Origin of the sequence: Mycobacterium sp. ENV421 (genome assembly GCF_002887815.1) — a bacterium.
Lineage (GTDB): Bacteria > Actinomycetota > Actinomycetes > Mycobacteriales > Mycobacteriaceae > Mycobacterium.
In genome coordinates, this window is the sequence record NZ_PDHO01000004.1 from 72,685 (window position 1) to 96,112 (window position 23,428).

Annotated in this window: 25 protein-coding genes and 2 pseudogenes; 14 read left to right on the forward strand and 13 right to left on the reverse strand. The window is 68.5% G+C overall.

Translation table 11 applies throughout. From position 1 onward, the window contains the following. Positions 1-76: 76 nt before the first annotated feature. A pseudogene (locus CRM90_RS06605) lies at positions 77-400 on the reverse strand (SPFH domain-containing protein); the annotation flags it as partial. Positions 401-404: 4 nt separating this feature from the next. On the opposite strand from CRM90_RS06605, the pseudogene CRM90_RS06610 reads away from it, so the two are divergent. Continuing rightward, positions 405-1,247, forward strand: a pseudogene (locus tag CRM90_RS06610) (5-methyltetrahydropteroyltriglutamate--homocysteine S-methyltransferase); the annotation flags it as partial. A gap of 708 nt (positions 1,248-1,955) precedes the next feature. Here the strand turns inward: CRM90_RS06610 and CRM90_RS06615 are convergent. From CRM90_RS06615 to dsbE, 3 genes are all read right to left on the reverse strand, one after another. Next, positions 1,956-2,267 (reverse strand): hypothetical protein, encoded by a 312-nt coding sequence (locus CRM90_RS06615; RefSeq protein ID WP_102806211.1) that lies wholly within the window; start codon positions 2,265-2,267, stop codon positions 1,956-1,958. Between the two features lie 68 nt (positions 2,268-2,335). Then, complete coding sequence (locus CRM90_RS06620; protein WP_102806212.1) at positions 2,336-3,193, reverse strand: cytochrome c biogenesis CcdA family protein; 858 nt, start codon at positions 3,191-3,193, stop codon at positions 2,336-2,338. Positions 3,194-3,205: 12 nt separating this feature from the next. Next, complete coding sequence (dsbE, locus tag CRM90_RS06625; RefSeq protein ID WP_502693243.1) at positions 3,206-3,685, reverse strand: disulfide bond-forming protein DsbE; 480 nt, start codon at positions 3,683-3,685, stop codon at positions 3,206-3,208. Between the two features lie 133 nt (positions 3,686-3,818). On the opposite strand from dsbE, the gene CRM90_RS06630 reads away from it, so the two are divergent. From CRM90_RS06630 to CRM90_RS06640, 3 genes are read left to right on the forward strand one after another with little or no spacing between them, the layout of a single operon-like run. After that, positions 3,819-4,442, forward strand: a complete 624-nt coding sequence (locus tag CRM90_RS06630; protein ID WP_199189803.1) for a TetR/AcrR family transcriptional regulator — start codon at positions 3,819-3,821, stop codon at positions 4,440-4,442. A gap of 2 nt (positions 4,443-4,444) precedes the next feature. Beyond that, a complete protein-coding gene (locus CRM90_RS06635) occupies positions 4,445-5,524 on the forward strand; it encodes a DUF1214 domain-containing protein (RefSeq protein ID WP_102806214.1) in 1,080 nt (359 codons plus the stop codon). Beyond that, positions 5,521-6,765: a sulfotransferase family protein gene (locus CRM90_RS06640; protein ID WP_102806215.1), complete on the forward strand. Its 1,245-nt coding sequence runs from the start codon at positions 5,521-5,523 to the stop codon at positions 6,763-6,765. Before CRM90_RS06635 ends, CRM90_RS06640 begins: the two co-directional genes overlap by 4 nt. Before the next feature lie 3 nt (positions 6,766-6,768). Here the strand turns inward: CRM90_RS06640 and mug are convergent, their stop codons facing one another. After that, positions 6,769-7,290, reverse strand: coding sequence for a G/U mismatch-specific DNA glycosylase (mug, locus tag CRM90_RS06645; protein ID WP_102806471.1), 522 nt, complete (start codon positions 7,288-7,290; stop codon positions 6,769-6,771). A 104-nt stretch (positions 7,291-7,394) separates the two neighbouring features. Between mug and CRM90_RS06650 the strand changes: the two genes are divergently transcribed. After that, entirely contained in the window at positions 7,395-8,255 is an 861-nt protein-coding gene (locus CRM90_RS06650) for an aldo/keto reductase (RefSeq protein ID WP_102806216.1), read from the forward strand. A gap of 11 nt (positions 8,256-8,266) precedes the next feature. Here CRM90_RS06650 and CRM90_RS06655 read toward each other — a convergent pair whose 3' ends face one another. Then, positions 8,267-8,842, reverse strand: coding sequence for a restriction endonuclease (locus CRM90_RS06655; RefSeq protein WP_102806217.1), 576 nt, complete (start codon positions 8,840-8,842; stop codon positions 8,267-8,269). 112 nt (positions 8,843-8,954) lie between these two features. Between CRM90_RS06655 and CRM90_RS06660 the strand changes: the two genes are divergently transcribed. Both CRM90_RS06660 and CRM90_RS06665 read left to right on the forward strand, forming a co-directional pair. Continuing rightward, positions 8,955-9,917: an LLM class flavin-dependent oxidoreductase gene (locus tag CRM90_RS06660; protein ID WP_102806218.1), complete on the forward strand. Its 963-nt coding sequence runs from the start codon at positions 8,955-8,957 to the stop codon at positions 9,915-9,917. 249 nt (positions 9,918-10,166) lie between these two features. Then, positions 10,167-10,520, forward strand: coding sequence for an STAS domain-containing protein (locus CRM90_RS06665; RefSeq protein ID WP_353616973.1), 354 nt, complete (start codon positions 10,167-10,169; stop codon positions 10,518-10,520). A 7-nt stretch (positions 10,521-10,527) separates the two neighbouring features. Here the strand turns inward: CRM90_RS06665 and CRM90_RS06670 are convergent, their stop codons facing one another. Continuing rightward, positions 10,528-11,454 (reverse strand): homocysteine S-methyltransferase family protein, encoded by a 927-nt coding sequence (locus CRM90_RS06670; RefSeq protein WP_158248991.1) that lies wholly within the window; start codon positions 11,452-11,454, stop codon positions 10,528-10,530. 127 nt (positions 11,455-11,581) lie between these two features. On the opposite strand from CRM90_RS06670, the gene CRM90_RS06675 reads away from it, so the two are divergent. Beyond that, a complete protein-coding gene (locus CRM90_RS06675) occupies positions 11,582-12,079 on the forward strand; it encodes an Rv1352/Rv1906c domain-containing protein (RefSeq protein ID WP_502693244.1) in 498 nt (165 codons plus the stop codon). An 8-nt stretch (positions 12,080-12,087) separates the two neighbouring features. On the opposite strand, the gene CRM90_RS06680 is transcribed toward CRM90_RS06675, so the two are convergent. Beyond that, entirely contained in the window at positions 12,088-12,867 is a 780-nt protein-coding gene (locus tag CRM90_RS06680; RefSeq protein ID WP_102806222.1) for a CDP-diacylglycerol diphosphatase, read from the reverse strand. A gap of 126 nt (positions 12,868-12,993) precedes the next feature. Between CRM90_RS06680 and CRM90_RS06685 the strand changes: the two genes are divergently transcribed. The 3 genes from CRM90_RS06685 to CRM90_RS06695 are packed head-to-tail and all read left to right on the forward strand — an operon-like array spanning position 12,994 to position 15,329. Next, positions 12,994-13,398, forward strand: a complete 405-nt coding sequence (locus CRM90_RS06685; RefSeq protein ID WP_102806223.1) for a TOBE domain-containing protein — start codon at positions 12,994-12,996, stop codon at positions 13,396-13,398. Positions 13,399-13,409: 11 nt separating this feature from the next. Next, positions 13,410-14,171, forward strand: a complete 762-nt coding sequence (gene modA / locus CRM90_RS06690) for a molybdate ABC transporter substrate-binding protein (RefSeq protein WP_102806472.1) — start codon at positions 13,410-13,412, stop codon at positions 14,169-14,171. A 21-nt stretch (positions 14,172-14,192) separates the two neighbouring features. Next, positions 14,193-15,329: an alkaline phosphatase family protein gene (locus CRM90_RS06695; protein WP_199189804.1), complete on the forward strand. Its 1,137-nt coding sequence runs from the start codon at positions 14,193-14,195 to the stop codon at positions 15,327-15,329. Here the strand turns inward: CRM90_RS06695 and CRM90_RS06700 are convergent. Next, positions 15,320-15,949 (reverse strand): nitroreductase family protein, encoded by a 630-nt coding sequence (locus CRM90_RS06700; protein ID WP_102806473.1) that lies wholly within the window; start codon positions 15,947-15,949, stop codon positions 15,320-15,322. The genes CRM90_RS06695 and CRM90_RS06700 overlap by 10 nt on opposite strands. A 47-nt stretch (positions 15,950-15,996) precedes the next feature. After that, positions 15,997-17,277, reverse strand: coding sequence for a diguanylate cyclase domain-containing protein (locus CRM90_RS06705; protein ID WP_102806224.1), 1,281 nt, complete (start codon positions 17,275-17,277; stop codon positions 15,997-15,999). A 127-nt stretch (positions 17,278-17,404) separates the two neighbouring features. On the opposite strand from CRM90_RS06705, the gene yaaA reads away from it, so the two are divergent. Both yaaA and CRM90_RS06715 read left to right on the forward strand, forming a co-directional pair. Further along, positions 17,405-18,151, forward strand: a complete 747-nt coding sequence (yaaA, locus tag CRM90_RS06710) for a peroxide stress protein YaaA (RefSeq protein WP_102806475.1) — start codon at positions 17,405-17,407, stop codon at positions 18,149-18,151. 176 nt (positions 18,152-18,327) lie between these two features. Continuing rightward, positions 18,328-19,452, forward strand: a complete 1,125-nt coding sequence (locus tag CRM90_RS06715; RefSeq protein ID WP_102806225.1) for a GGDEF domain-containing protein — start codon at positions 18,328-18,330, stop codon at positions 19,450-19,452. 3 nt (positions 19,453-19,455) lie between these two features. Here CRM90_RS06715 and CRM90_RS06720 read toward each other — a convergent pair whose 3' ends face one another. Beyond that, positions 19,456-19,851 carry a nuclear transport factor 2 family protein gene (locus tag CRM90_RS06720; protein WP_102806226.1) on the reverse strand — a complete coding sequence of 132 codons (396 nt, stop codon included), beginning with the start codon at positions 19,849-19,851 and terminating at the stop codon, positions 19,456-19,458. 131 nt (positions 19,852-19,982) lie between these two features. On the opposite strand from CRM90_RS06720, the gene speB reads away from it, so the two are divergent. Continuing rightward, complete coding sequence (gene speB / locus CRM90_RS06725; protein ID WP_102806227.1) at positions 19,983-20,978, forward strand: agmatinase; 996 nt, start codon at positions 19,983-19,985, stop codon at positions 20,976-20,978. On the opposite strand, the gene CRM90_RS06730 is transcribed toward speB, so the two are convergent. Beyond that, a complete protein-coding gene (locus CRM90_RS06730) occupies positions 20,975-22,105 on the reverse strand; it encodes a hypothetical protein (protein ID WP_102806228.1) in 1,131 nt (376 codons plus the stop codon). The genes speB and CRM90_RS06730 overlap by 4 nt on opposite strands. Beyond that, the gene (locus CRM90_RS06735) at positions 22,102-23,421 is read right to left on the reverse strand and encodes a hypothetical protein (protein WP_199189805.1); all 1,320 of its coding nucleotides are present in this window, start codon (positions 23,419-23,421) and stop codon (positions 22,102-22,104) included. Before CRM90_RS06735 ends, CRM90_RS06730 begins: the two co-directional genes overlap by 4 nt. Between the last annotated feature and the right edge of the window lie 7 nt (positions 23,422-23,428).

A 23,428-nucleotide genomic window follows, 5' to 3' on the forward strand; every position in this document is an offset into this window, starting at 1 on the left:
CAGGCCGACGCGAAGCTACGCGCTTCGAACCTGGTGGCCCGAGCCCGAACACGTTGGGGTGGAATTGTGTTGCGGCTCAATCCTTGGTGTCGTTAGGGCCGCCGAGGCTCTTCAGAATCTCGGGGTGCTTGAGGAATGGGGTGATCATGTCCACAGGAAGTGGGAAGACCACGGTCGAGTTGTGATCGGCGCCGAGCTCCAATAACGTTTGGAGGTATCGCAATTGCAGCGATGCCGGGTTTCTCGACAGCGTTTCGGCGGCCTGTCGCAGCTCCTCGGCGGCCTGGAGTTCGCCGCGAGCGTTGATGACCTTCGCGCGACGCTCCCGCTCGGCCTCCGCCTCGCGCGCCATCGCGCGTTGCATCGATTCGGAAATCTCCACGTCCTTGATCTCCACCATCGACAACGGCCCCCAACTGGCCCAGCACACCTACTGTGAGCTGGGGGTGCTGCCGTACCGGCCGGCGATTTTCGTGGCCACCTACTTCGGTGAGCTCGGCGCCGCCCTGCCCGCGCTGGCACGCACACCGATCGAGGCTATCGGAGTCGACCTGGTGCCAGGCCGCGATCAGCCGATGCCCGCGGTACGTGACCTCGCCGACAAGACGCTGGTAGCCGGCAGCGTCGATGGACGCAACATCTGGCGCACCGACCTGCAGGCTGCGCTCGCAACGCTGGGCACCGTGTCGGGTGCCGCACACACTGTGGCGGTCTCGACGTTGCATGTGCCCTACTCGCTGGAAGCCGAAACCGACATCGACGCCCGGCTGCGGGGCTGGCTGTCGTTCGGCGCTGAAAAGGTTGCCGAAGTCGTCACGTTGGCCAAAGCGCTGCGCGACGGGCGCGACGCGGCTGCCGGGGCGATCGAGGCATCCAACGATGCAGTCGCGTCGCGCACAACGGATCCTCGCCTCCACAACGCACAGATCCGGGCACGTATCGAGGCCATCACCGCGTCTGGCGTTCGGCGTGGACCCGCCGAGCGGCGCCGAGCGGCCCAGGACGCCCGCTTGCGTCTGCCACCGCTGCCGACCACCACCATCGGCTCCTCCCCGCAGACGCCGACGATCCGCAAGGCGCGCGCCGCATTGCTTGCCGGACAGATCAACCGGGCCCAATACACCGCCCGGATGAAGGCTGAGGTGGCCGAGGTGATCGGGATGCAGGAGCAGCTCGGGCTGGATGTGCTTGTGCACGGTGAGCCGGAACGCAACGACATGGTGCAAGCCCGTGCGCGGTCGCCCGGCGCCCGGCGCCCGGCGCCCGAGAGTTTCACCCGGGTGCGCACGCTGACGCCTTGGTCGCACAGCGCGTCGAGATGGAATCGCACGGTCGTCACGTGCAATCCGATCTGCGAGGCGAGTTCGGAGGCATCGACCGCGCCGGTGCGCTCACGCACCATCCGAAGTGCACGTTCCCGTTGCCTGTTGCGCGGCAACCGTTCTCGACGCGGCCGCCCGGCGTGATCACCTGTCTGCTCGTTCACCCAGCCGACTTCCTGCCGAGAGTTCAAATGATATAGCTGCTCAACCCGGCGACACCAAGCACGTCTGTGCTGACCGGTCTCGCGCGTATCAATTTGCAGCGCAACGGGGATGGCTGGAAGTTGGCTTCGGCAACGGCCAAGTTCGCCTTGGGTTCACGTCCTGATCCCACGCATATGGTGGGCGCCGTTACGGTGGGTGCGTCAGTTGAACCCGACACGACCGTGGCAGTGTTGCCTGGTGGATTTGCGGGGGCTCGGCAAATCGCAGCAGGGCGATCGACCACGCGCTCAACGCCTGGGCGAGGTACTGCTACCGCCGACAGGTTCGACCTGGCCTGAGATCAGCGGTCAACGCGACCGCGCAGGCGTCGCCTGCGGGGTTCGTCCTCCTGCGTTGCGCCGAGTGTGCGTGTTGGTCCCGCGACGCGCCCTGCGGACAGTACCGAACCGCACGCTTGCGGGGAGAGACCTAGCGACAGCCGCCGGCGCTGACCCAGCGGCCGTTGTAGCCCACGCAGCCGGTCACCGGCGGCGGTGGTGGCGGCGGTGGCGGCGGGTAGTCCTCCGGCAGCGGAGCGTAGTACGACGGCGGCGGCACGTAGGGCGCCATCACGTCGGACAGGTTGGCACATCCACTGACCGTGACCCGGCGGCCCGCGCTGGCGCAGACGTCGGCGTGGGCCTGACCGCCGGGCTGGATCGTCACGATCGCGGCGGCCACTCCGGTGAGCGCCAGGACGGCCGCCCCGGCAGCCCACCAGGTTCGCATCTGTCGCTTCATCGCGTCCCCTTTGGTTGCATCGAACGTGCTGCGGAGTATATCCACGCGCGACGGACGGATTCGGGCGATCAGCGCCGCTGGTGACGGCTGCGCCGAACCCTGACCACCGCGGCCGCCGCGATCAGCCCCGCCAGCACCACGACCCACGTCCAGGCGCTGGTGCGGTAGACCCAGCCGGCCACCGCACCCTGCAGCCGGCCGGCGGCGGCGATCACCGGGTCGGCCGGATCCCCCTGCGCGCTGAACAACCGGATCTCGTAGAGGCCGTAATAGCTCACGTAGGCCCCCACCGCGATCAGCACGATGCCGCTGATCCGATTGATGTAGGGCAACAACCGGCGCAGCCGGTCCACCAAAGCCGTACTGGTCAGGGCGATTCCGACGGCGAGTACACCGACGACGAGAGCAAGGCCGGCGGCGTAGGCGGCATAGACGAGCACGCCGTCGACAGCAGAACCGGCACGCAGCGTGGCTCCGGTGACCGCGAGGAACGGCCCGATGGTGCACGACAGCGACGCCACCGCGTAGCCCACGCCGTAGCCGAACATCGACCCCAGCCGCGCCGTCGGCGCCCCCCGCCAGTTCGGCCCGGTCGGCCCCCAGGTCAATTCCCGGCCCATGACCAGCCAGATGCCAAGGGCGACAAGGACTATCCCGATACCGATCGTCGCATAGGGCAGATAGCGCTGGACCGCGGTGGCGACCGGGACGGTCAGCAACCCGAACAGGCCGAACACCGCGAGGAAGCCCAGCGCCATCGCCGCGGTGGCCGCCAGCGCACGGCCCACCGCGGCGGTGCGGCCGGGATCGGCGTCCTCCCCACGCACCACGAGTGTCAGGTAGGCCGGCAGCATCGCGAACCCACACGGGTTGAGCGCAGCCACCATCCCCGCGGCCAATGCCAGGCCGGTCAGATTCGCATCCACTTTTTCGAAAGCTCAGGACACCAGCGCCTGCACCCGGTCGCTGAGCTCCTGCTCCGACATCGCCGAGGTGGGGTTGTTGACGAACGTGGACGAGCCGTCGGGACGCAGGAACACATACGCGGGCTGCCATGGCACGTTGAACCGCGCCCAGATGGATCCGTCGGCGTCGTTGAGGTTGGTGAAGTTCAGGTTGTACTTCGACACGAAGGCCTGCATCTGCCCGGCATCGGAACGCGCGGCGACGCCGACGAAGGTCACCTTGGGATTGGCCGCGGCGACCTGGCTGACGTTGGGGGCTTCGGCGTTGCAGAACGGGCACCACGGCGTCCAGAACCAGAGGACCGCCGGCTTGCCCTGCAGGCTCGCGCCGTTGAACGGTGCGCCGCTCAGCGTCGTGCCGGTGAACGCCAGTTGGTCGTCGGCGCCGGCCGTCGGCGGCGCCGCGACCGCGATGCTCAGCGCCGAGAGCACCACGGCCAGCGCTCGAAGCATGACTTTCATGGCATGACCTCCTGGCCGTCGGGGCGCCTTCATTGTGTAGGCACGATGCCCGGGGGTGAACCGGTTCAACCCCGACGTCACACTTTGTTGACAAGTTACGTGACGTAACGGAACATAATTCTCGATGACGGCTCCCGATCGCAATGAGGCGGCAGCGCCAGAGCCGGTTCGAGGCCGGCCGCGGGACCCGCGCACCGACTCCGCGATCATGGCGGCCACCCGCCGACTACTCACCGACGTCGGCTACGACCAGGTGACCATGGAGTCGATCGCCCGGGCCGCCGGTGTCAGCCGCCCGACCATATATCGCCGTTGGCCGTCCAAGGCCCATGTCGTCTTCGAAGCCGCGTTCGGAACCGACGGTGGCACAGCCGAACTGCCGCGGTCGGGCGACTTCGAAACCGATCTGCGGGAATTCGTTCGCGGCGCGGTGGCCTTCTGGCGCGAGCCGGTGGTCGAGGCCGCGACGTTGGGCATCCTCGCCGAACGGCGCCGAGACTCCGAATTGCACATCCGCACACAGCAATTGCTCGACGACAAGATTCGGGCCGAGCTCGCCGCATTGGTTCGGACCGCCGCCACCCAAGGGGTGGTGCGCGCCGACGTCGACACCGACACGTTGTTCAACGTGCTGGTCGGCACCACGTTCTACGGCGCCCTGGTCGACGGGCGGGCCGACACCGACCACCTCGTCGACACCCTGTGCTCTCTGATCATGCATGGCGCCCAAGCACGAGAAAAGGACTGAACATGGCAGACGATGAATTGTCGACCGGTTTCCACGAGTTGCTCGACGAACTCGGCGGGATCGAACGCAAGTTTCTGGCCAGCGACCCACCACTGCCGGAAGCCGACATCCTCGACGGGTATCGGCTCACGTTCAGCCTGCTGCGCGTCGCCGTCGACACCTATGTCTGGGGAGACAAGGACAATCCGCGGTTCGTCGACGTGATCGGCCCCTATCAGCGGTGGGGCGGCGACAACTCGGACGCGTTCTATCAACTCGCGCCGATCGACCCCACCCGCACCTACCGGGTGACCGGCAACCGGGGCGATTCGGTCTACCTGTCGATCACCGTCTACGGCGGGCCCGACGACGGCCACTACAGCAACCGCATCGTCGGAACGCTGAACGACCGCTCCCTGCAGTTCGACGCCGACGGCAACTTCGACTTCACCATCAGCCCCGACCCGCAAGCGGGTGCGTGGCTCGAGCTGGAGGACGACGCCGTCGTCGCACTGACCCGCGATTACCTGGACAACCCCGAAACAGATCGCCGGGCGCAGTGGAAGATCGAGGCCATCGATCCCCCGGCCCGCAAGCACGACGATCGCGCCGACCTGGTCCGTCGGCTGCGCGCCGCACGAACCTGGCTCGCCGAGCAGTACTCATTCATCCCCACCAAGGTCGAGCCGGCCAACGAGATCGCCGAGCCCTACCCGGTTCCGCAGCAGACCTACGGGTGGGCCGCCGGCGACGCGGCGTACGCGATGGGCGCCTACGAGCTGCAGCCCGGCCAGGCACTGATCATCGACGGCACGTCGCCGGAGTGCGTGTTCTGGAATCTGTGCCTGTGGAATCCGTTCCTGCACACCTACGACTACACCTACGAGCGGGTCACGATCAACGGCGCGCACGTCACCTACGAACCCGACGGGTCCTGGCGAATCGTGGTGAGCGACACCGATCCCGGCCACCCCAACTGGGTGTCGACGGCGGGGCGCACCAAGGGCCTGATCTGGCTGCGCTGGTTCCTGCCCGAGGAAACCCCGAAACGGCCCACCTGCCGGGTCGTCGACGTCACTCAGGTCGCCGGGGGTCTGGCATGACCGCCGACGTGCAGCGCCCCCAGCCGATCAGGTTGACCGACCTGGCGCAGCCGGTGTTCCCCGAGGCCGCCCAGCCGATCCGGGACGCGCTCGCCGGTTACGGATCCATCCTCGAGCTGACCTCAGAAGCGCTGCTCGACACGGCAACCCAACGCACCGGGCTGACCGGGTGGGGCGACGACAGCTTCCGGGAACGACTGGACGTCTTGACCGCGTCCCTGCGCGATGAGGCCGGGCTCTCCGACGTCGGGGTGGCCGTGGTCTTCGAGCAGCTGGTCGGCAACCTGGTCAACCGGCTGCGGCTGGAAGCACTGGTCGCCGAGCACCCCGAGATCGAGGACATCGAGATCGCCCGGCCGATCATCATCTGCGGGCTGCCCCGCACCGGCACCACCCACCTGCACAACCTGATCGCCGCCGACCCGAACATCCGATACCTGCCCTACTGGGAGAGCCTGGAACCCTTCCCCGCTCCCGGTGAAGAGGACCAGGCACGCCGCGACCGATGCACGGCGGGACTCGACCTGATCGAGACGACGATGCCGGAGTTCAAGCGGATGCACGACATGACCGTCGACCATGCGCACGAGGAGATCCAGCTGCTGGCCAACGACATCTCCGGCATGCTGTTCGAGACCACCTACTATCTGCCGTCGTTCGCCGCACACTACAAATCCCATGACCAGGGGCCGTCGTACGCCTACCTCAAACGTCAGCTGCAGGCCATGCAGTGGCTGCGTGGCGGCACCCGCTGGGTGCTGAAGTCGCCGCAACACCTCGAGCAGTTCCCCACCCTGTACGCCACCTTTCCCGACGCGACTTTCGTTGTGACACATCGGAATCCGGTCGAGGTGACGCGGTCGATGGTCACCATGATCGCCTACGCCTCGCGGATGGCCTGCGCCCAGCCGGATCCGGTGATGATCGCGCGGTACTGGCTCGACCGGGCCGACGACCTGTTCAGCGGCTGCCTGCGCGACCGCGACGTGCTCCCGGCCGATCAGTCGATCGACGTGCGGTTCACCGACTTCATGGCCGACGAGGCCGGCACCCTGGCGGCGATCTACGCGGCGGCCGATCAGCCGTTCGACGACGAGGTGCGAACCGCCATGGCCGAGTTCATCGCCGAGCATCCCCGCGGCCGCCACGGCGAGGTGATCTACGACCTCGCCGATGTGGGACTCGACGCCGGCGAGGTCGCCGAGCGGCTGGGCGCCTACCGGGACCGGTTCGTCGGCTGAGGCCTACCCGTCTGCGCCGGCTCGGACGAAAGCATGCAGTTCGGCGTAGGCCGCGACGAGCGCCTCGGTGGTGAACCGCCTGTTGCGGCCACTCGGGTTGGGCAGCACCCACGCGGTCGAGCCGGCCACCGGGGCAGATTGCCGGCCCCAGCTCACCGCCGCGGTGCCGAGCACCACCGAAATTGCCGGCTTACCCAGGAACGCCAGCACGCGCGGCGATACCGCACGCATTGTGGACTCGAACGACAACAGCGCCTGCTGAATCTCGAGCGTCGACACTTCGCGTGCACTCGACGTCGGCCGCGCTACGACAGCCGTTATGCCACAACCGTATTGCAGAAGTGTGCGCTCCTCGGCTGCCGACAACCGCCGGTCGGTGAACCCTGCCAGGTGGATCACCGACCAGAACCGATTGGTGGGGCTGGAGAAGTTGTGGCCGTCGGCCGCTGCCGTCAGCGCCGGATTGATACCGCAGAAGACGACATCCAGACCGCGGGCAAGGATGTTTGGCTGATACGTCGTCATCGAGAAGGAGTGAACCACGGACCGGAAATCCACGCCGTCGATGGACAGGCCCGGGCACCGATGCCAGGCTCGAGGTAGATCCCACCCACGATGAACGGAGCACCATGACGAACGCGGCAGCGGCCGGCACCATCACCATCGGTGATCTGACCGTGAACAGGCTCGGCTTCGGATCGATGCGACTCACCGGCCAAGGTGTCTGGGGCCCGCCGAAAGATCACGACGAATCCGTTCGAGTCCTGCGTCGCGCGGTCGAGCTGGGCGTCAACTTCATCGACACCGCCGATTCCTACGGTCCCTACATCGCCGAAGAACTGATCCACGAGGCTCTTCATCCCTACCCGGACGACGTGGTGATCGCCACCAAGGCCGGGCTGCTCCGCACGGGTCCGGACGTCTGGATACCGCTTGGCAATCCCAGCTACCTACGCCAGGAGGTCGAACTCAGCCTGCGCCGGCTCGGCGTCGACACCATCGACTTGCATCAACTGCACCGCATCGATCCGAACTTCCCGCTCGAGGACCAGGTCGGCGAACTCGCGAAATTGCAACAGGAGGGCAAGATCCGGCACATCGGGCTCTCGGAGATCGACGTCGACCAACTCAGGGCCGCCAGGAAGATTGCCCCGATCGTGTCGGTTCAGAACCTCTACAACCTGACCACCCGCACGGCCGAACCTCTGCTGGAGGAGGCCGAAGCCGAATCCATCGCGTTCATCCCGTGGTTCCCGCTTGCCGCCGGTCCGCTGGCCGACACCGACGGTCCGTTGGGTTCCCTGGCCTCAGACCACGGCGCCAACCCGTCCCAGCTCGCGCTGGCCTGGCTGCTGAAGCGCTCCCCGGCGATCGTGCCGATCCCCGGCACCTCACGCGTCGACCACCTGGAATCGAACGTCGCCGCCGCCGCGATCGAACTGACCGAGGAGGAGTTCCGGGCGATCGACGCGGCTACCGCAGCCGGTTAGCACCCACGAGTTCAGCGCCGAACCCGTGACCACCGCGCCAGGCGGGTGCGGTCGACGAGCACGCAACCGTGGACCTCGGCGAGTTGCTGAGCGGCCCTGGTGTACCGGTGATTGGACACCACCATGGTCGCCGTGCAGTCATGGACGGCCGCGCCTGCGACGACCTGCTGGATAGCGGAGCCGTTGACCACCCGGCTCTGCCGCTTGCACTGCACCGCGGTGCGGGTGTCGTCGCGGGTCGCGATCAAATCCACACCGAAATCACCGGTGGCCCTGGTGATTTCGACTGTATAGCCGAGACCTCGCAGCACCGCGGCCACGTACTGCTCGAACTCCACGCCGGTCATGGCGTCGACGGCAGCCTGCCCGGTGGCGCGGTACAGCGCATCGCGCCGGAGGGCTCGGCGGTGATCCAGCCAGGCCAGCAGCGCGCGCCACGCACTCACCGCGACCGCCACCGCGCTCAGCGCGGCCAGCACCCACCCCAGGCTGTTGAGCATGCCGACGAACCCCAGCAGCGCGGTGGCGACCATCCACAGTCCCAGCCACTGCAATGCCGTCGTCACCGCGGCCGAGCCCTCGCGCACGCCGTCACCGTAGCGACGGCCGCCGACAGTCCTTTCCGGCGACCGAGCACAGCGGCCAAATCGTGACCAGTTCGCATCGAGTTTGGCGCAGTCACGGCAATACAGTGCTCAGATGCTTGCAATTCTCCGCTTCAATTTCGCCTCTCCAGGAGGAGATCCGGGCGTCCAGGGTGAATTGCTTTCGGCTGCAATGGAGTTGGCGCAGTTCGGTGACCGGCACGGAATCGCCGCGATCAGCGTCGACGAACATCACGTCACCGGCCACGGCTGGAGCTGCAATCCGGTGATGATCGCGGGGATGTTTCTGGCCCGCACGGCCAACATCTTCGCGAGCATCGACTGCGCGCTGGGACCGTTGTGGAACCCCGTGCGTATGGCCGAGGACATCGCGCTCGTCGATGCCATGAGCCGCGGCCGGTTGCACACCACGGTCGGTCTGGGCTACCGGGAAGAGGAGTACCGGGCCCTCGGGGTGGACTTCGGCCGGCGCGGCGAACTCATGGATCAATTGCTGGAGACCATGCTGGCGGCCTGGACCGGAGACACCGGCGTCGTGTCGGGCACCTGGACCACGCCGCACCCTCCGCTCTATGTCGGCGGCGGCGTTCGGGCCACCGTCCGGCGGGCAGTGCGGTTCGGTCTGCCGCTGAGCCTGCCCGACCATCGGCCCGACCTCGCGGAGTACTACTCCGAACTGTGCCGGGAGGCCGACCTTCAGCCGTTCGTCCTCATGCCGCCCGCAGTCAACCGCGGAATGATCTATCTGCACGAAGATCCCGAGCGGGCGTGGGCCGAACTCGGTAGCCACATTCTGTGGGAGGCGGTCACCTACGGGGCGTGGTCCGACGACCCGTCGCGGTCGTCCATGCACCTGCCGGGTGTGCAGACCCTGGCTGAGGTCCGCGCCTCCGGCAGGTACCGGTTCCTCACTCCCGACCAGCTGATCGACGAGGTCCGGGGATCGGCAAACTACGGCCCAATCGTGATGCATCCGCTGGTTGGCGGTATGCCGGTGGAGGAAGCGTGGAAGTCCGTAACCCTGCTTACGGATGATGTTCTGCCCGCCCTCCGGTAGCCGCCACGTGGCCGGCGTTGCCCGGTTTCGGGGGGTGGATCCGAAAGTTGGGTTCTTACCAAGGATTTAGCCACTGCTCCCGGTGACCTTAAATTTGCGGCATAACGTTTGGGTCAAGTTGAGGCGGTCTACACCCCGTCACACACGCAACAGGACCGAAATGAGGCACCCATGTCGAGCTTCACGTCGCGATACGGCAACCCCGCTGTCGACTACGAGGGCGCCCACGTTCGAGCACACTCTCGGCACATGGCAACGGTTGTCGCAGTCAGCGGACGGATCGATTCGGTGAACGTCGACCGGGTCACCGAATGCGCCAAGCGGCTGGTCCTCGGCGAGAAGCCGTTCGTTCTGGACCTGTCCGGTGTGAGCTCCTTTACTCCGCAGGCGATCCGGTTGCTGTGCGATATCGACGATGTCTGCGCCGTCGCCGGCGTGGAATGGGCCGTGGTCGGCAGCGACGCGGTGAACCGCCGCCTGCGCAGGGACAGCGATGTCGTGTTCCCGGTCGTGGGTTCGGTCGCCGAGGCGGAGCACGAGTTCGACGACGCGGTTCTCAACCGGCGTCGCCTGCTGCTTCCCCTGCTGAGCAAGACCGCCTGACCCTCCGTCACCGGGTGAGCAGCGCCCCGAGGGCGCGCAGATGTTCGTCAGTGGTGCCGCAGCACCCGCCGACGATGGCAACCCCGTAACTGCGCCGGATGTCGTCCATGGCGGCGGCGAATTCGGCGGGCGGGTCGCTGTCGACATGGTCCAACGTCACCAATTCGGCGGGGCTCAGCGCCGACCCGTTCGCCTTCACCTCGCTGATCCGGTCGACCGCATCCCCACTCGCTTCGAGGGCGCGGGCGGCGACCGTCGGATGGATGCACGACAGTGAGAAGTAGGTGGGCGCCGCGGCGTCGTCCACCTGCCGGATCGCCTGGTCCAGCGGGGTTCCATCCAAGACTCGGGTGTCCGGACCGAGCACCCACGACACGACGAACGGCAATCCGGTTCGGGCCATCGCCCGGGCCGCACCGAGCGCCTCGCCGACCGCGGGGAAGGTGGCCGCGAAGATGAGATCCACCCCTGCCTCGGCCAGGGCGTCGATCTGCGGCCGGTGGTAGTCGAAGGCAGCAGATTCCGACGGCGCCTCGGTGGGCCGGTAGGCGTCGCCGGCCGGGCCGAGCACCCCGGCAATCCATACCGGCGGGCCGGTCTGCCCGGCGAGCAACTGGTGGTGGAAGGCGACCGCGGCGGTGTTGAGCCGCCGGACGGCCGCGGTGTCGCCGAGGCCGGCGCGACGGGTGTAGTTCAGGCTCGCCCGGAACGTGGGTGTGCCGATCACCAGCGGCACACCGCTCGAGGTCGCCGCATCGAGATAGCCGCGGTAGATCGCGCGCAAGGCCGCCTCACCCTGCCGGTTGCCGAGCAACCCGGCGACCTGCACATCGGGATCCATCACGATCGGTGTCTCGAACATGACACGGGTCTCGATCGCGCCGTCGGTGAGCACCGGAATCCCGCTCGCGACGGCGTCGGTGAAGCTGGGCATAGCTGACGTTAACGCAGTCCGGACGGGCATGACCCGGCGCCGGGTTACCCTAGTTGACGTGGGTCGAATAACACATGTGATCGCGATCAGTGCGCTGGCGGTCGCCGCCGGCGTCGTCGGCGGGGGTATCGCAGCCGCCGACCCGACCACCGCCCCGGCGCCGTCGCCGTCCCCGACCGGGCCCGCACCCGGTCCGGTCGACGCGTCAGCCCCGACACCCACGCCCGGTGCGACACCGACGCCGGAACCCGGCGCTACGCCGGCCGGCGCGCCGAAGTCCACCATCGACAGCGACGGCACCTACAAGGTCGGTGTCGACATCGTGCCGGGCACCTACGCATCGGCAGGACCCTTCGAGGGCGGTGCGTGCTACTGGAAGCGCACCGGCGGACCCGACGGCCAGACCAACGTCGACAACGCGCTGACCAAGAAACCGGCGGTGGTCCAGATCGATCCGGGCGACGCCACATTCAAGACCGACGGCTGCCAGCCGTGGACGCTGACCGATCAGCAGCCGCCGGCTCCGGCGGGACCGTTGCTCTCCCAGCTTCAGCTGCGCCATGCTCTTGACACCCTCAACGGGATGGCGGGGGCGTCCGGCCAGGGGCAGATGCCGCCGTACTGAGCCGTCGGTTATTTCGCGGTGTTGGGCGTCGCCGGAAGGGTCGGCGGGCAGGAGTCGTGATCCTGCAACTCTTCACCGCCGGCATTTCCGGTGTCGTCGGCGCGGTCGGCCAAGATGACGAAGCCCGGCCGGCCGGCGTCGTCGGTGGCACCGACGACCACCAGCGTGTACTCCCCCATGTCGTCGCGGGCGCCGTCGATGCCGTCGGCGAGGAGGGTGAACGGGTTGGCGTCGAGATCGGCGCCGTCGACGGTCCTCGCCCAATAGGTGTGACCGCTCAGCGGAACCGGGACCGGCGCCCACGTCGCGCCGATGGCACCGGCCGCCACGCGCAGCGCGTCATGAATGTCGGCGCGCAGACAGTCGATGTGGATGTGCAGCTGGTTCTGCGTCCGCGCGGTCGCCGAGTTGATGGCCAGACTCATCCAGTCTCGCGGGATGGTTCCGCCGGCCCGCTGCTCGACGAACGACCGGGACTGCCATGCCGCGCCGAAGTAGTTGGTGGCGTTGGGCGCCACTAGCTCGGGGCTCTCGATACCCGGGATCCGGGCGGTCGGGATCAGCAGATACTGGCGGTCTCCGACAATGTCCTTGAGCACCGCGTAACCGCCGCTCTCTCCGCGGCCGAGGTCGACGCGGGAACACGGGGCCGGGTCGTGATGCAGCTGAACATCGACGACGCACTGGTCGTGGACGATCCGCCACAACGCATTCGGATCGGCGTCGGCCGTCTGCGGCGCGAGCAGGCCCAGCGCCAGTGCCGCCGCCAGCGGTGCGCTGCCGCGCATGAGTCGCACGGCGACACCCTACGACGCGGACGCAACCGCGCCGACCGATGCACCGCTTTACCGTATCTGCGGATAGAACCGCACAGTGACTCCGCAAACGCGGGTAGAATCGGCTAGAGTTCGGCCGTGCCGATGCTGCGAATCCGAGAGGCCGCCGAGCTCCTCGGCGTCAGCGACGACACCATCCGGCGCTGGATCGACGACGGCGCCCTGCCGACCGGCAGCGACCAGTCCGGCCGCAAGACCGTCGACGGAGCAGCGCTGGCCGCGTACTCCCGCAAGAACGCCGCCGCGGGCCCGAAGGACCCGCTGTCGGTCGCCAGCTCCGCCCGTAATCGGTTCGCCGGGCTGGTCACCAGAGTGGTCACCGACACGGTGATGGCCCAGGTGGAGATGCAGTGCGGGCCGTTCACCGTCGTCTCGCTGATGAGTAGTGAGTCCGTGCGGGACCTGAACCTCGAACCAGGAAGCGTTGCGGTGGCGGTCGTCAAGGCCACCACCGTCATCGTCGAAACGTCAGGACCGAAGTGATCACACGTCTGATGCCGGCACTGGCCGCCGCGCTGCTTCTCATCGCAGGCTGCGGTTCCTCGGCACAGCAACCGTCGTCCACGCCGACTTCGCCGGGCAACAAGAAGATCATCGTCTTCGCCGCCGCGTCGCTGAAGACAACCTTCACCGCGATCGGCGATCAGTTCAGCAAGGACAATCCCGGTGCCTCCGTGGAGTTCTCGTTCGCGGGCTCCTCGGATCTGGTGACCCAGCTGACCCAAGGCGCTCCCGCCGACGTCTTCGCCTCCGCCGACACCAAGAACATGGACAAGGCCCGCCAAGCCGGACTGCTCGCCGGGGCGCCGGTCGATTTCGCCTCCAACACCTTGACCATCGCCGTCGCCCCCGGAAACCCGAAGGGCATCAAGACGTTTCAAGACCTTGCCAAACCGGGCCTCACCGTCGTGGTGTGCGCCCCGCAGGTGCCGTGCGGTTCGGCCACCCAGAGCGTCGAGAACAAGACCGGAGTGAAGCTGGCTCCGGTGAGCGAGGAGTCCTCGGTCACCGACGTGCTCAACAAGATCACCAGCGGTCAGGCCGACGCCGGACTGGTCTATGTCACCGACACCGCGGCCGCGGGCGACAAAGTTCTGGCGGTGTCGTTCCCCGAAGCGGCAGGTGCGGTCAACACCTATCCGATCGCAGCCCTCAAGCAGTCCGGCAATCCCACTCTGACAGGCAAATTCGTGGATCTGGTCACCAGCCCGGCCGGCCAGGCGATCCTGACGAAAGCCGGTTTCGGCAAGCCCTGAGGACATGGCAGGCTCGATGCCGTGAACCTGCCACACCTCGATGCCGACATCCCCCACCTGGCCGACGTGGTGCCGTCGGTGTTGGCCGCGATGGGCGTGGCCGGCTTCGAACCGCGTATCCAGTTGCCCGGACCCGTCGCCGGAGCGTGCGTCCTGCTGATCGACGGACTGGGCGCCGAGTTGCTCGACACCTACGCCGCCGACGCCCCGGTGCTGGCCGGGCTGCGCGGCCGCACTCTGCATGTGGGCTTCCCGTCGACCACCGCGGCCGGATTGGCGGCGGTGGGCACCGGCCTGCCGTCGGGCGGTCACGGCATGGTCGGCCTGTCCTTCCGGCTGCCCGAGGTGGGCATCATCAACGCATTGCGGTGGCGTCCGCACCCGTGGGGCGACGACGCACGCGACCGCGCCGTCCCCGAGGAAATCCAGCCGCTGCCAACGAATTTCGAGCGCGCCGCATCAGCAGGCATGGCGGTCAGTGTGATCTCCGGCGCGGAGTTCACCGGCTCCGGGCTCACCCGGGCGGTGTTGCGCGGCGGCCGCTACGTCGGGGTGATCGGAATCGGTGATCTGGCAGCCGAAGTCCGCGCCACGGTCGCCGGCGGTGGCTTCTGCTACGGCTACCACGCGGATCTCGATCTGATGGGCCACCTCTACGGACCCGGATCACCGGCCTGGCGGATGGAGCTACGGCAGGTCGACCGGCTGGTGGAGTCCGTCGTGGAGGCACTGCCGGCCGGCGGGCTGCTCGCGGTGGTCGCCGATCACGGCATGGTGGCTGTCGACGGCGCGGCCACCGTGGACCTCGACGCCGCCGCCGGTCTGCTCGACGGTGTGGCGGCGATCGGCGGCGAGGCGCGGGCCCGTCATGTCTACGTGCGCGACGGCGCCGGCGCGGACGTCCTGGCCACCTGGCGCGAAACGCTGGCCGAGCACGCCTGGGTGGTCTCGCGCGAGGAGGCGATCACCGCGGGCTGGTTCGGTGACGCAGTCACCGACCGGGTGCGTGCCCGGATCGGCGACGTGGTGGCCGCCACCCGCGACCGCGCCGCGCTGGTGCGACGGACGGCCGAGCCGATGGAGTCGGCACTGATCGGCCAGCACGGTTCGCTGACCGGCGCCGAACAGCGGGTGCCGCTGCTGCTGTCCTACGGCTGAGCGTCGTCGGCGGCCAGCAGTTCGTCGGCGGGCGCGTCCCACCGGTCCAGGTTGACCGCGGCCGACAGCGGTCGGCGCCGCAGCGGCCCGTGCCTGCCCCGCGGCCAGCCGACGACGACGTGGCCGGCGATCAGCCAGTCGTCGGGCACGCCGACCGCCTCGCGCAACAGTTCCGCACCGCCGTACGACGCCCAACCGGTGGGGCAGGCGCCGAGCCCTTGAGCGCGGGCAGCGAGCAGGAAGTTCTGCATCGCCGGGAAGATCGATCCGCCGAGCAGCAGCTCCGAGGCGGTGGGATAGTGCTGCTGGGCGAACAGCACTGAGGTGAATTCCCCTGCGCGGTCGTGCAATTCGTAGGTCGCGCGGTTGTTGCGAGCCTGCCTGCCGGTGTCCTCCGGCGCGGGCCGGCTCATCCCGTACACCGGCTCGATGACCTCGAGTGCGCGGGCGGCCGCTTCGGCGACCACCGCCCGCTGTTCGGGCGAACGCAGCACCACGAATCGCCAGCCCTGGGCATTGGCACCCGACGGTGCCCAGGTCGCGGCCTGCAGGCAGCGGCTCAGCGTCGCGTCGTCGACCGGCTCGGAGGTGAACCGCCGGATGGTTCTGGCCGTCGACATGACATCCCAGATATCGCTGCTGATTGCCTTCACGGTGAGACGGTTTATCAGACGTCGCGGTCGCCACCGACGGCGGACTGGTGAAGCCGTGCCTTGTGCCGGTACATGTCGATGTCGGCCTTGCGGATGAGGTCCTCGGCGGTGTCGGCGTGCCCCCACGTCCACCCCACCGATGCGGTGAGGTCGAACTCGCTCGAGTCAGCGGCGTAGCGGCCGGTCAGCGCGGAGTGCACGGCCACCGACAGAGCGCGCACCTCCGCGCCCCGCGCGGCCTCCGGAAGCAAAACCACGAACTCGTCACCGCCGAGGCGGTACGCCGAATTGGGTTCCTCGACAGCGTTACCCAGGCGGCGAGCCACCTCGGCGAGGACGACGTCACCGGTGGCGTGCCCGTGCGAGTCGTTGACATGCTTGAAGCCGTCCAGGTCGATGAAGATCATGCCGACCGGCGTTCCCGGCCTGGCGCTCTGGTGTTGTGCGACGCGACTGACCAGAGCTCGGCGGTTGTAGAGCCCGGTGAGCTGGTCGGTCACGGCCAGCCGGGCCAGTTCGGCTTCGGCGCTCCGCCGCGCGGTGACGTCCTGGAACTGCGCGATGATCAAATCTTCGGCACCCGGTAACCGGCCGGGCACCAGGACCGCGCTGCGCTGCATCCAGATCACACTCCCGTCGCGGCGGATGTAGCGGCGCTCGGAGGAGACCTGGGTGACGGTGCCGGCCAGCAGCGCTGCCATCTCCTCGTCACCGGCAGCGACGTCGTCGGGGTGGATGAGCTCGCGGTAGTCGCGGCCGACCAGTTCGTCTGCGTCATACCCGGTCAACGCGCACAGCGCCGGGTTGGCGAGCAACAACTCGCCGGTGGTCATCCCAACCGCTTTTCCGTAGGGGGCGTTGGCCATGCTGATTTCGAACAGCCGTCGCGCGTCGTCGAGGGTCCGCTCGGCCTGCGCCTCCGCGGTGAGGTCGGTGCCCTGGACATAGAAGCCGTGCACGTCGCCGTCGACGATGTTGGGGATGTAGGCAAGCAGCGTGCGACGGGTGACCCCGCCGAGGCCGACGATCTCACGCTCGAACAGCTGCTCGCGGCCGGCGAGGGCGCCCATGATGTAGGGCAGATTCAGCGCGTAGACGGTCTCGCCCACCACCTCGCGGATATGCCGGCCGTGCACCTGGTGCGGCGCCATCGCGAAGTACTGCAGGTAGGCATCATTGGCAATCCTGTTGCGTAGATTGCGATCCCAATATCCGACGATGCCCGGCAGATGGTTGATGAGTTGCCACAGTTGCCGGAGTTCGTCGTCAGGGCCCGGCTGCTCGGCCGACGCCACCCTTTACCCCTCGATGCGCTTCTGGTGAGTCGTGTCCTGTTGTGTCAAAACACTGACCGACAAATTTATCAGCGTCGCGGCCGGGGGCCGGTACGGGCGTCGCGCGCAGCCCGCTACCGTCTGGACCGTGATCGTTCTGCTTCCGCCGTCGGAGACCAAACGCAGTGGCGGGGACGGACCCCCGCTGCGACTCGACGGTCTGAGCAACCCGGCTTTGACGCCGCTGCGCCAAGACCTGATCGACGAACTCGTCACGCTGGCCGCTGATCCCGAGGCGTGCCGGGCGGCGCTGGGGATCTCCCCCGCCCAGGACGCCGAGATCGACCGCAATGCCGCGCTGCTGACCGCCCCGACGCTGCCGGCCATCGTCCGCTACACCGGTGTGCTCTACGACGCCCTGGATGTGGAGTCGTTGCGCGGCGCCGCGAAGGCGCGAGCCCACGCCCGGCTGGCCGTGGGCTCCGCCCTGTTCGGAGTGCTCCGCGCCGACGACCCGATCCCGGCATACCGGCTGTCGGCTACCTCCAAACTGCCCGGCAGCGCGACGCTCGCGGCTCGGTGGCGTCCGGTCCTCGAGCCGGTCCTGGCCGAGATGGCCGCCACCGAGCTGATCGTCGACCTGCGGTCCGGCTCGTACGCGGCGCTGGGCCGGCTGCCCGGCGCGGTACGCGTCGACGTCCTCGCCGAACACCCGGATGGCCGCCGAACAGTCGTCACGCATTTCAACAAGGCGCACAAGGGCCGGTTCGCCAGAGCGCTCGCGACGTCGCGATCCGAACCCGGCGACGCAGCCGCGGTCGCCACCGTGGCCCGCCGCGCCGGGATGCACGTCGAGCGGGCAGGCAACGAGCTGACCGTCGTCGTCGCAGCGTGACCAAATCCGGCCGTTCGCCACGCCGACCGAATTGTCGTCTCCGGAAAAACTGAGAAAACCGGGGGTGGCCAGTGCAGAAAGCGTTCGCTAGGCTCGGAACCCGGCATCGGTAGCGCAACCGCGATTTCGTTGCTGACAAGTCGTGCAGCAGCGGTGCGATCACGAAGGGTGGGGTAATGCGTCTGGCGTTGTCCACCCGATCCGCGAATCAGTACTACACCTTGACCGCTCTGCTCGCGGCCCGCGGCGCGCAGACCTACACCTCTCGGGTGATCGCAGGCAGCGTCTTCACGCTGGGCCTGATCACGTTGTCGACCATCGGGAGCTCGGCCGCCATGCGGTGGCCGTTCAGCCAATCCCTGCTGATCGTGGTGTCGGCCCTGTGCTTCGGATCGACGTTCATCTGGCTGCGGCATCGCTGGCCGACCCGGACCGAGTCGGCGGTGCTGGTCGCCGTCGCCGCGGTGTCCATCGCGATCGGATGCATCGTTCCGGTGGTCCCGCTGTACGGGCTGCTGGGCGCCTCGTCGTTCGCACTGATCATCGGGTACGCCGCGCTCTTCCACGGTCCGCGGTTGCTGGCGACGGTCCTCACCATCGCCCTCGGCACCCTGATCTACCTGACGGTGCAGCTGGCCGGAGCCGACCTTCCGCTGGCGCTGGCCGGTGTCGCGTTGATCCTGCTGCTGTACGTGTTCGCGGCCTTCGCCTGCCGGCTGGTGGTGTGGCTGACCGGCGCCGAGGACGGCGCCGACGCCGTCGAACCGCTCACCGGACTGCTCAACCGCGACGCGTTCTATCTGCAGACGTCCACCCTGCTGGCCTCACGCAACCGCGGCGACGACCGCTTTCTGGTGATCGCCGTCGTCAACATCGACAGCTTCGCGGCGATGGTCGCCGTCGCAGGCAACCGCGGTGGCAACCGGGCACGGGTGGCCGCGGGCCAGGCACTGCGTGAGACGGTGCGCCGCGACGCGATCGTCGGACATGTCAGCGAGGCGGAATTCCTTGTCGCGGACTGCTTCACGACACCCGATTCGTCACCGCTGATCGAGCGGATCCGCGGTGCGATCGCGTCGTCGCCGGCCGGGATGACGGCCAGCATCGGTGTGGTGAGCACCCCGCTGCACCCGCTGGTCGAGCACCCGCCCCACGAAATCCTCGACGAGATCGTGGCATTGGCCACCACCGCGATGTACGAGGCGCGGCGGGCCGGCGGCAATCAGGCCCGCTACGTGGTGAGCCCGAACCTCAGCATCTGCGATGGCGACAACGACGGGTACGACACCCCGCTGCTGTGACGGTCAGTGGGCGGCGTGCCGGACGTCGCTGGGCGCGCCTACCGAGTCCGGGTCGACCTCGACGCCGTAGGACGTGATCGATGTGATCTCGGCGCCGGCGAATCGGCAGATGTGGCAACTGGAGACGATCGTGACGCCGTCCTGACGCCGGTATCGGCCCAGCACCTCGACGACGACGGTGTCGTCCTGTTCCACCGTGAGGCACCGGTCCCAGGTGGCCACGGTCGCGGCGAGACCGCCCGCAGTGTCACGGCACGTGGTGGCGACGGCGTCGGCGCCCTCCAGCACCGAGTAGCCGACGATGGTCCACACGACGTCGCGGGCCAGATGCGGAAGAGCGTCGTCGAATCGGTGCTGGGCGAACGCGCGGGCGATCTCGGCTCGGGTCGGTTCGCTCACGGTGTCAACTCCCCCAGACTCCTACGGCAACGCTGTCCCGTCGAGGCTAACCCGGCAGGCTCCGCGGCGGTAATGTCTGGCCAATGAGTTCCGGTCATGACCACAAGCCCACGCGTGACCTGCCTCCGGGGATGGCCGGGCAACTGGATCTGCCCTACGCGGGCCTGGCCTCGTTCGGGCATCGCCCGTTTCTGACCGAGCCGGAGCAGTTGGACAGCTGGCGCCCGGACGTGGCGATCGTCGGCGCCCCGTTCGATATCGCCACCACCAATCGCCCGGGTGCCCGGTTCGGTCCGCGGGCCATCCGGGCCACCGCCTATGAACCCGGCACGTATCACATGGATCTCGGGCTGGAGATCTTCGACTGGCTCGAGGTCGTCGACTTCGGTGACGCGCATTGCCCGCACGGAATGACCGAGGTGTCGCACGCCAACATCCGCGAGCGGGTGCACACCGTCGCATCCCGGGGCATCGTGCCGGTGGTCCTGGGCGGCGACCACTCGATCACCTGGCCGTCGGCCACCGCGGTCGCCGACGTGCACGGGTACGGCAACGTCGGGATCGTGCATTTCGATGCCCACGCCGACACCGCCGACATCATCGACGGCAATCTGGCCAGCCATGGCACCCCGATGCGGCGGCTGATCGAGTCCGGGGCCGTTCCCGGAACGCATTTCGTTCAGGTCGGGTTGCGCGGATACTGGCCGCCCCAGGACACCTTCGAGTGGATGCAGGAACAGGGCATGACCTGGCACACCATGCAGGAGATCTGGGACCACGGCTTCAAGGACGTGATGCGCCGCGCCGTCTCCGAAGCGCTCGACAAGGCCGAAAAGCTCTATGTGTCAGTCGATATCGACGTTCTGGACCCCGCACACGCGCCCGGCACCGGAACACCTGAGCCGGGCGGGATCACCAGTGCCGATCTGCTGCGCATGGTGCGGCAACTCTGTTACGAGCATGACGTCGTGGGCGTCGACGTGGTGGAGGTCGCCCCCGCCTATGACCACGCCGAACTGACGGTCAATGCGGCCCACCGGGTGGTGTTCGAGGCGCTGGCCGGGATGGCGGCCCGCCGCCGCGACGCGGCCGACGTCAAGCCAGGACCGCCGTCGCCCCTGGCCTAATAGTCGGACTCCGCGGCCAGGGTCTCGGCGAGGAACGCATCGGATCCCGGTTGCGCGAGTCGCTGCCGGGCGAACCGCCGGACCCGTTCGCGCGCGTCGCCGGACTCGGCCACCGCGGCCCCGACGGTGACGACGCTGGCCGACCAGTCCTGGTCCCACCCGCCGGTGGCGGTCAGCGGTGCATTCGCTGTGTCGAGGACGGGGATGCTCGTCCGGCCTGATGCGTCGAGTTCGCCGACTGCGGTGATCTCCCCACAGCGCAGCGCGACGGGGATGGCGGCGGGTGAGCCGGGGCCGATCACCGCGGTGTGCAGCGTCGCGGTCACCGCGTCGCCGTCGGCGGCCACCGCCCAGCTGACGGTGTCCTCGGCGGCGTCGAACACGCCGGCGGGCACCCCCGACCAGGCGATCGACGCCGTGCCACGGGCGATGAGTCCCGGTGGGGCTGGTCCGGTGTCGCCGCCGGCGGCCAGCGCATAATCGTCCTGACGCGCCGCTGCCGGCAGTTGCCGGACGTTCTCGACGGCATCGCTCAGCTCGGCCCAGCCCGGTGCGTCGACGCCCACCTCCTCGGCCAGCCGGACGGCGTTGCGGACCAGCGCGACCACCCGCGGGTCACCGACGAGCAGGTGCATCGCGAGCGCGCCGGCGTGCGGGGCCAGCAACGCTCCGATGTCAGCGTCCAAGCCGTCGTCGGCGACGAAGTCCTCGGCATCGGCGGTCAGCAGCGCGATCTCGGCATCCAGCAGCGCCGGATCGAGGCCGACGATGCCGTCGCGAACACTGGCCGGCCACCACCGGCGCAGCCAATGTCCCACCGCCAGCCTGCGCAACCCGTCGACGGCGCCGGAACGCACCTCGAAGCCCGAAAGGTCAACTCCGGCATCATGATCCGGCGGCTCAGTAGTGGCGGCAGCCAGCGCATGGTGACCGTCTTCGCCGAGTACCCGCCACAGCCAGTCCGCCCGGCCAGGGTCGGTCAGGGTGATCTGCACGCCGGAAGCCGTCGCGGACTCGTCGACGGTCCAGGCCAGCACCGCGCCGTCGACCTCCAGCACCGCGACCAGTGGCACCGCCGCCACCGCGGGCCCGATCCGCCATAACCCCGAATCTGCTACCAATCTCATTGGGCTACCTGCACTTCCAGCATCGCCTTGATCCGCTGCCGGTGGTCCAGGCTCACCGAACGGGCGACCCCCTCGAGCAGAGCCCGCAGATCGTCGACATCGTCGCAGGGTTCCTGCCACACGTCGCGGCCGTGCAACCGCGCCCAGAGCCGACTCAGGTAGGGCTGGGCGAAGCGCGCAAGGTCCTCGACGACCCGGCGCTGACGCGGATGCACCGGGTCGGCGCCGGCCAGCACCCGGCGTGCGTGCAGCACGTAGGCCTCCTTGCGCAACCGGGCCTGGATGATCGTCGCCACCTGATAGGTGGTCACGGCCCGTTCGTCGAGCGGGGCCAGCTGGCCGGCCACCTCGATACCCGCCACCAGTGCGGCCTGCTTGTCCTCACCGAGGAAACCCCAGGGGGCGCAAGCCCGGTCGACCTCCTCGGCACACAGCAGCGGCACGTCCGGCAACTCGTCACGGTCCAGCGCGCGGCGCAGGGTGGCCCGCACCCGGTCCACCACGCTGCGGTCGAGCGGCCGGTCGCGCTCCGGCCCCCCGGTCAACGGCGGCGGCGCCAGCGGCACTGCGGCGGTCAGACCGAGGTCGACCAGCGACCACGGCAACGCCGACGGTTGGCTGCGGGCGCGCGCACCGAGATTGTGCGGCGTCGCGTCGGAGATCAGCGCCGACCACACCCGTTGGCGCGCAACGGCGGCGCGATACCCCTCGGCGGGACCCAGCACCGTGGTCAGGCCGGCCAGGAACGGTCCGCTGATGCTGTCGTCAGCCCGAACATCGGCCCAGCTGCGGTGCAATTGCGCTGACAGCCGATCGATCACCTGCGGTGCGGCGACATGCGCGTTGAGCACCTCGACGGCGGTGCGGTCACGGTCGTCATGAACGGCGCGCAGCGCCGCCGACGCGATGTCGAGCCCGGTTCCGCCGGGCGCCCCATCGGTGACGGCGAGCTCGAAACACACCGGGAAATAGAGGTCTTGGGCGTTACCGGTGGTGATGCGCAGGCGCCGGCGTTCCTGCTTCATCAACTCGAACCATGCTGCCGCCCAACGCAGTCGATCCGCGTGGTCGCCGATCACGTCGGCCATCTCGGCCGCCACGTCGGCGTCGACGAACGGTGCGGAGTAGGCGGGGTTGCTACGCAGCCGCAGCACCAGCGGATCGATGATCCGCTTCACCGTCCTGCGCAGCGGCCCGCCGTCGTCGCCGCTGAGAACCTCGACGCCGGGGCCGATCATCCGCCACGCACGGTCGATCACGGCACGCCGCGGTTGCGATGTGCCGACACCTGCGACGGTGTCCGGGCCGGCGCTCATCGGGACA

Coding starts and splice junctions, on each gene's coding strand:
- CRM90_RS06660 (WP_102806218.1), top strand. CDS start 8,955: ATGCTTGCAATTCTCCGCTTCAATTTCGCCTCTCCAGGAGGAGATCCG.
- CRM90_RS06670 (WP_158248991.1), bottom strand. CDS start 11,454: ATGCCCAGCTTCACCGACGCCGTCGCGAGCGGGATTCCGGTGCTCACC.
- speB (WP_102806227.1), top strand. CDS start 19,983: ATGGCCGGGCAACTGGATCTGCCCTACGCGGGCCTGGCCTCGTTCGGG.
- mug (WP_102806471.1), bottom strand. CDS start 7,290: ATGACGACGTATCAGCCAAACATCCTTGCCCGCGGTCTGGATGTCGTC.
- CRM90_RS06635 (WP_102806214.1), top strand. CDS start 4,445: ATGGCAGACGATGAATTGTCGACCGGTTTCCACGAGTTGCTCGACGAA.
- CRM90_RS06730 (WP_102806228.1), bottom strand. CDS start 22,105: ATGAGATTGGTAGCAGATTCGGGGTTATGGCGGATCGGGCCCGCGGTG.
- CRM90_RS06650 (WP_102806216.1), top strand. CDS start 7,395: ATGACGAACGCGGCAGCGGCCGGCACCATCACCATCGGTGATCTGACC.
- CRM90_RS06680 (WP_102806222.1), bottom strand. CDS start 12,867: ATGCGCGGCAGCGCACCGCTGGCGGCGGCACTGGCGCTGGGCCTGCTC.
- CRM90_RS06700 (WP_102806473.1), bottom strand. CDS start 15,949: ATGTCGACGGCCAGAACCATCCGGCGGTTCACCTCCGAGCCGGTCGAC.
- modA (WP_102806472.1), top strand. CDS start 13,410: ATGCCGGCACTGGCCGCCGCGCTGCTTCTCATCGCAGGCTGCGGTTCC.
- CRM90_RS06735 (WP_199189805.1), bottom strand. CDS start 23,421: ATGAGCGCCGGCCCGGACACCGTCGCAGGTGTCGGCACATCGCAACCG.
- CRM90_RS06615 (WP_102806211.1), bottom strand. CDS start 2,267: ATGAAGCGACAGATGCGAACCTGGTGGGCTGCCGGGGCGGCCGTCCTG.
- dsbE (WP_502693243.1), bottom strand. CDS start 3,685: ATGCTTCGAGCGCTGGCCGTGGTGCTCTCGGCGCTGAGCATCGCGGTC.
- CRM90_RS06665 (WP_353616973.1), top strand. CDS start 10,167: ATGGCAACGGTTGTCGCAGTCAGCGGACGGATCGATTCGGTGAACGTC.
- CRM90_RS06715 (WP_102806225.1), top strand. CDS start 18,328: ATGCGTCTGGCGTTGTCCACCCGATCCGCGAATCAGTACTACACCTTG.
- CRM90_RS06630 (WP_199189803.1), top strand. CDS start 3,819: ATGACGGCTCCCGATCGCAATGAGGCGGCAGCGCCAGAGCCGGTTCGA.
- CRM90_RS06640 (WP_102806215.1), top strand. CDS start 5,521: ATGACCGCCGACGTGCAGCGCCCCCAGCCGATCAGGTTGACCGACCTG.